The sequence below is a fragment of the Cryobacterium sp. 10I5 genome, assembly GCF_035019865.1.
Taxonomy (GTDB): Bacteria; Actinomycetota; Actinomycetes; order Actinomycetales; family Microbacteriaceae; genus Cryobacterium; species Cryobacterium breve_A.
In genome coordinates this window covers 1-4,145 of the sequence record NZ_JASJVI010000155.1, presented here as the reverse complement: position 1 = coordinate 4,145, position 4,145 = coordinate 1, and the positions used below count along the sequence as shown (strand labels likewise).

The 4,145-nt window shown below is 64.8% G+C and carries 4 protein-coding genes and 1 rRNA gene; 3 read left to right on the top strand and 2 right to left on the bottom strand.

Annotated elements, in window-relative coordinates:
- Positions 1 to 72: 72 nt before the first annotated feature.
- Together QN350_RS19165 and QN350_RS19160 are read right to left on the bottom strand one after the other, a co-directional pair.
- Positions 73 to 747 carry a hypothetical protein gene (locus tag QN350_RS19165; RefSeq protein ID WP_323517132.1) on the bottom strand — a complete coding sequence of 225 codons (675 nt, stop codon included), beginning with the start codon at positions 745 to 747 and terminating at the stop codon, positions 73 to 75.
- A gap of 135 nt (positions 748 to 882) precedes the next feature.
- Positions 883 to 1,335: a metallopeptidase family protein gene (locus QN350_RS19160; protein WP_322139066.1), complete on the bottom strand. Its 453-nt coding sequence runs from the start codon at positions 1,333 to 1,335 to the stop codon at positions 883 to 885.
- Between the two features lie 45 nt (positions 1,336 to 1,380).
- Here QN350_RS19160 and QN350_RS19155 point away from each other — a divergent pair, with 45 nt between their 5' ends.
- The 3 genes from QN350_RS19155 to QN350_RS19145 form a co-directional block, all read left to right on the top strand.
- Positions 1,381 to 1,623 carry a DUF3499 family protein gene (locus QN350_RS19155; RefSeq protein WP_281534099.1) on the top strand — a complete coding sequence of 81 codons (243 nt, stop codon included), beginning with the start codon at positions 1,381 to 1,383 and terminating at the stop codon, positions 1,621 to 1,623.
- Positions 1,624 to 1,700: 77 nt separating this feature from the next.
- Positions 1,701 to 3,200 carry an adenosylhomocysteinase gene (gene ahcY / locus QN350_RS19150; RefSeq protein ID WP_323517130.1) on the top strand — a complete coding sequence of 500 codons (1,500 nt, stop codon included), beginning with the start codon at positions 1,701 to 1,703 and terminating at the stop codon, positions 3,198 to 3,200.
- 671 nt (positions 3,201 to 3,871) lie between these two features.
- Positions 3,872 to 4,145: ribosomal RNA gene (locus tag QN350_RS19145) — 16S ribosomal RNA — on the top strand; the annotation flags it as partial.

The following is a 4,145-nucleotide window of genomic DNA, read 5'->3' as shown; positions in this document are numbered from 1 at the left end:
CCCTGGGGCCGTCCCCCCTATGGTGCTTTGTCCGCAATTCAACCGGGCCGAACGGGCCCGCGCCCTGCGGTGTTACTTGGTGGCGACGGTGATCTTCGCGATGCCGACGAGCATCTGGTCCTTGACCGCGTCGGTACCGAAGGTCTTGTTGAGCAGGCCGGCGGCGACAGACGAGATGTGCACGGTCGTGCCCTCGAGGATGGCGTTGTCGCCGTCCATCTGCAGCGGCTTCAGGGTTCCGCCGTAGAGGTCGAAGAGGAGGACCTGGGTCGCGGCGGAGGTGCCGTTGACCGAGACGTCACCCATGAGCTTCGAGGTGCCGGGGTCGATCGTGAAGTTGGTCAGTTCGACGACGGTCGAGCCGGCCGTGAGCGAGAAGCCGGAACCCTCGTGCTTGATCGAACCCTGGACGAACGGGCGGTAGCTCTGTGCCGGGTCGTAGTAGTCCACGTTGCCGCCGGTGATCGGGAAGTGCAGGCTGCCGTCGGTGAGGGTGGCGGTGCCGACGGTGCCGGGGGTCAGGCCGAGGCTCGTGAGCGCCGCAGCGAAGTCGCCGTCGAGGAGGACGGCCGTGTCGACGCCCTTGAGGGAGGGGATCGAGGCGACGGGAGTCGGCGCCGACGAAGAGGAAGCGGCCGGGGTGGACGCGGCGGAGCCGGCGGTTGCGGTGCTCGAGCAGGCGGCGAGGCCTCCGAGGAGGAGAGCGGCTGCGGCGAAGCTGATGGTTGCCTTCTGGAAAGTGCGCATGATGTGATCCTTCGTGTCTGTGGGGAAGTGATTGTCGTTGGTGCTGACAATGGTTCGGCCCCGACACGGAATCGGTTTGGAATTACTTTTCGGGACGGCTCTCGCTCGCCCGCGCTCACCTCAGAAGTGGAGCGGTTAGAAGTGGCGGAAGCGATCGGGCGCGAGGTCCCACGGATCCTTGCCGAGCAGTTCGGCGATGGCGCGGAAGACGCAGCTCTCGATCACCATGCGGCGGTGCAGGTCGTCGTTGCGGTGCAGCCGGGTGAGGCGCTGGATCGGCAGCCGGTAGAACACGATGCGCCGCTCGGCGGCGTGCACGGCCCAGCGTTCGACTCCGACGCCCGGAATCACCGAATAGGGACCGGCGGCTACCTCGAACGCCACGTCGGCGAGCTGGTCCGGCCAGACCGAACGCAGGTAGTCGACGGTCGAGGCGACGGTCATGTCGAACAGGTCGATCCGCGTGTTCAGCGGCGGCAGGAATGGCCCTGTCGCCGAGCTGCGGATGCCGCGACCGTGCCGATCGCGACCGCTTCCGCGCTGCATCGGCGCGGGCGGCGGCGCAGCAGAACGACGGGATCGGGACATGCCCCCATCCTACTTCTGGTGCCGACGCGGGTAGCCTGAACGGTAATGTCATTCCGCCCTTGCTCCCGCGTCGCCTGTCCGGATGAGTCCGTCGCGACGCTCACCTTCGACTACGGCGACTCGATGGCCGTGCTCGGCCCACTCTCCATCGAGCGTGAACCGCACGCCTTCGACCTCTGCGACCGGCACGCCCGCCTGACAAGCGTCCCGCACGGCTGGCAGCTCATCCGGCTCAGTACGATGGGCGCGCCGGTCGAAGCGGATGCCCCGAGCGGTCCCGACGCCTGAACCCCGCTCCGGCGCGGGCGAACCAGGTACCGGCACACACCCAGCCGGGGCGGCGCAGGGAATGGCATGATGGTCGCATGACTGTCGCCTCGTCCCCCGTATCCACCGCGCCCTCGCTCGCGCCCATCTTCAAGATCGCCGACCCGCAGCTCGCCGAGGCGGGCCGGCACCAGCTGCGTCTCGCCGAGAACGAGATGCCCGGACTGATGGCCCTCCGCGCCGAATTCGGCGAATCGAAGCCGCTCACCGGTGCGCGCATCGCCGGGTCCCTGCACATGACGGTGCAGACCGCCGTCCTCATCGAGACCCTCGTGGCCCTCGGCGCGCAGGTGCGCTGGGCGAGCTGCAACATCTTCTCCACCCAGGACGATGCCGCGGCGGCCATCGCGGTCGGCCCGACCGGAACCCCTGAGAACCCGGCCGGCGTTCCCGTCTTCGCGTGGAAGGGCGAATCGCTCGAGGACTACTGGTGGTGCACCGAGCAGATCTTCGACTGGAGCATCGAGGCCGAGGCGGCGGGGGAGACCTGGGCCGGACCGAACATGATCCTCGACGACGGCGGCGACGCCACCATGCTCGTGCACAAGGGCCGCGAATTCGAGCTCGCCGGCGCCGTTCCCGAGGCGACCGCATCCGACAGCCATGAGTACCGGGTCGTCCTCGACGTGCTGCGGCACTCGCTCGCGGAATCCTCCAACCGCTGGACCGAGATCGCCGCCGGCCTGGCCGGCGTGACCGAGGAGACCACGACGGGCGTCCACCGCCTGTATGAACTGGCCAGCGCCCACGAACTGCTCTTCCCCGCGATCAATGTGAACGACTCGGTGACGAAGTCGAAGTTCGACAACAAGTACGGCATCCGTCACTCCCTGCCCGACGGCCTCAACCGGGCGACCGACGTGCTCATCGGCGGCAAGGTCGTCTTCGTCGCCGGCTACGGCGACGTGGGCAAGGGCGCGGCAGAGGCCCTGCGCGGCCAGGGCGCGCGCGTCATCGTGAGCGAGATCGACCCGATCAATGCGCTACAGGCCGCGATGGACGGTTTCCAGGTCGCGAGGCTCGAGTCGGTCGTCGAGCAGGTCGACATCTTCGTGAGCGGCACCGGCAACTTCAACGTCATCCGCACCGAGCACATGCTCAGGATGAAGCACCTCGCGATCATCGCGAACGTCGGCCACTTCGACAACGAAATCGACATGGCCGCGCTCGAAACCCTCGAGGGCGCCGTGCGGGTGGAGATCAAGCCGCAGGTCGACGAATGGCACCTGCCGAGCGGGCGCAGCATCCTCGTGCTCTCCGAGGGACGTCTGATGAACCTCGGCAACGCGACAGGACACCCTTCCTTCGTGATGAGTAACTCCTTCACGAACCAGGTGCTCGCCCAGATCGAGCTGTACTGCTACCCGGAGAAGTACCCGGTGGGCGTGTACGTGCTGCCGAAGCACCTCGACGAGAAGGTCGCCCGGCTGCACCTCGACGCCCTCGGCGTCGAACTGACCGTGCTGAGCCCCGAGCAGTCCGCCTACATCGGTGTACCCATCGACGGCCCGTACAAGGTCGACCAGTACCGCTACTGACCCGCACGCACCGCGCACCGCGCCCGCATCCACCGCTTCTGCGGCGGCTGCGGGCGCGCTGTCGTATCCGACGGCCGTCCTCAGGAGGTGACACGCCCGGGAGTGTGTGGGTTTTGACGGGGTGGGTGGGGGCACGTAATGTCTTCACGTACCCCAAAGGTGCGGAAAAGCCGCAGTGCTTTCCGGCCTCACGTGGGACCGAAGTTTTACGTTTTTCTCGCTTTCGAATCCTTGATTCGGGTGTGTGAGGCGTAGGCTTGAAAGTCTTCCTTCCGCATGTTTCGTCGGACGGGTGGAACTCCTATTTCGGACGCGTTTTTCGTGTCTGTGACCGGGTTCTGGCCGATTTGACAGGGACTGCGGGGGAGGTTAGGTTAGACAAGTTGCCTCGGAGCGACAGCCACTAAGCCGGTTACGGTGTGGCCTGAAGCCGGGTGCGTCCGATCCTTGAGAACTCAACAGCGTGCACAATGTCAAATGCCAAAAACCTCGTGGTTTGGATCCGTTTCTAGCGGTGAAGGGCCAAGAGATTCCTTTGGAAAACATTTATAACAACAAAGCAAGTCAGTAATGATTTGTTCTGTCAGTTTCAAACTTGTGGTTGGTCCGCCCATTCCGGCGGTCAGTCACACTAGATGTGCCGGCTACTTCGGTGGCTGTGCAATCAAACATTTACGGAGAGTTTGATCCTGGCTCAGGACGAACGCTGGCGGCGTGCTTAACACATGCAAGTCGAACGATGATGGAGAGCTTGCTCTTCGGATTAGTGGCGAACGGGTGAGTAACACGTGAGCAATCTGCCCTTGACTCTGGGATAAGCGTTGGAAACGACGTCTAATACCGGATACGACCCTTGGAGGCATCTCCGGGGGGTGGAAAGAATTTTGGTCAGGGATGAGCTCGCGGCCTATCAGCTAGTTGGTGAGGTAATGGCTCACCAAGGCG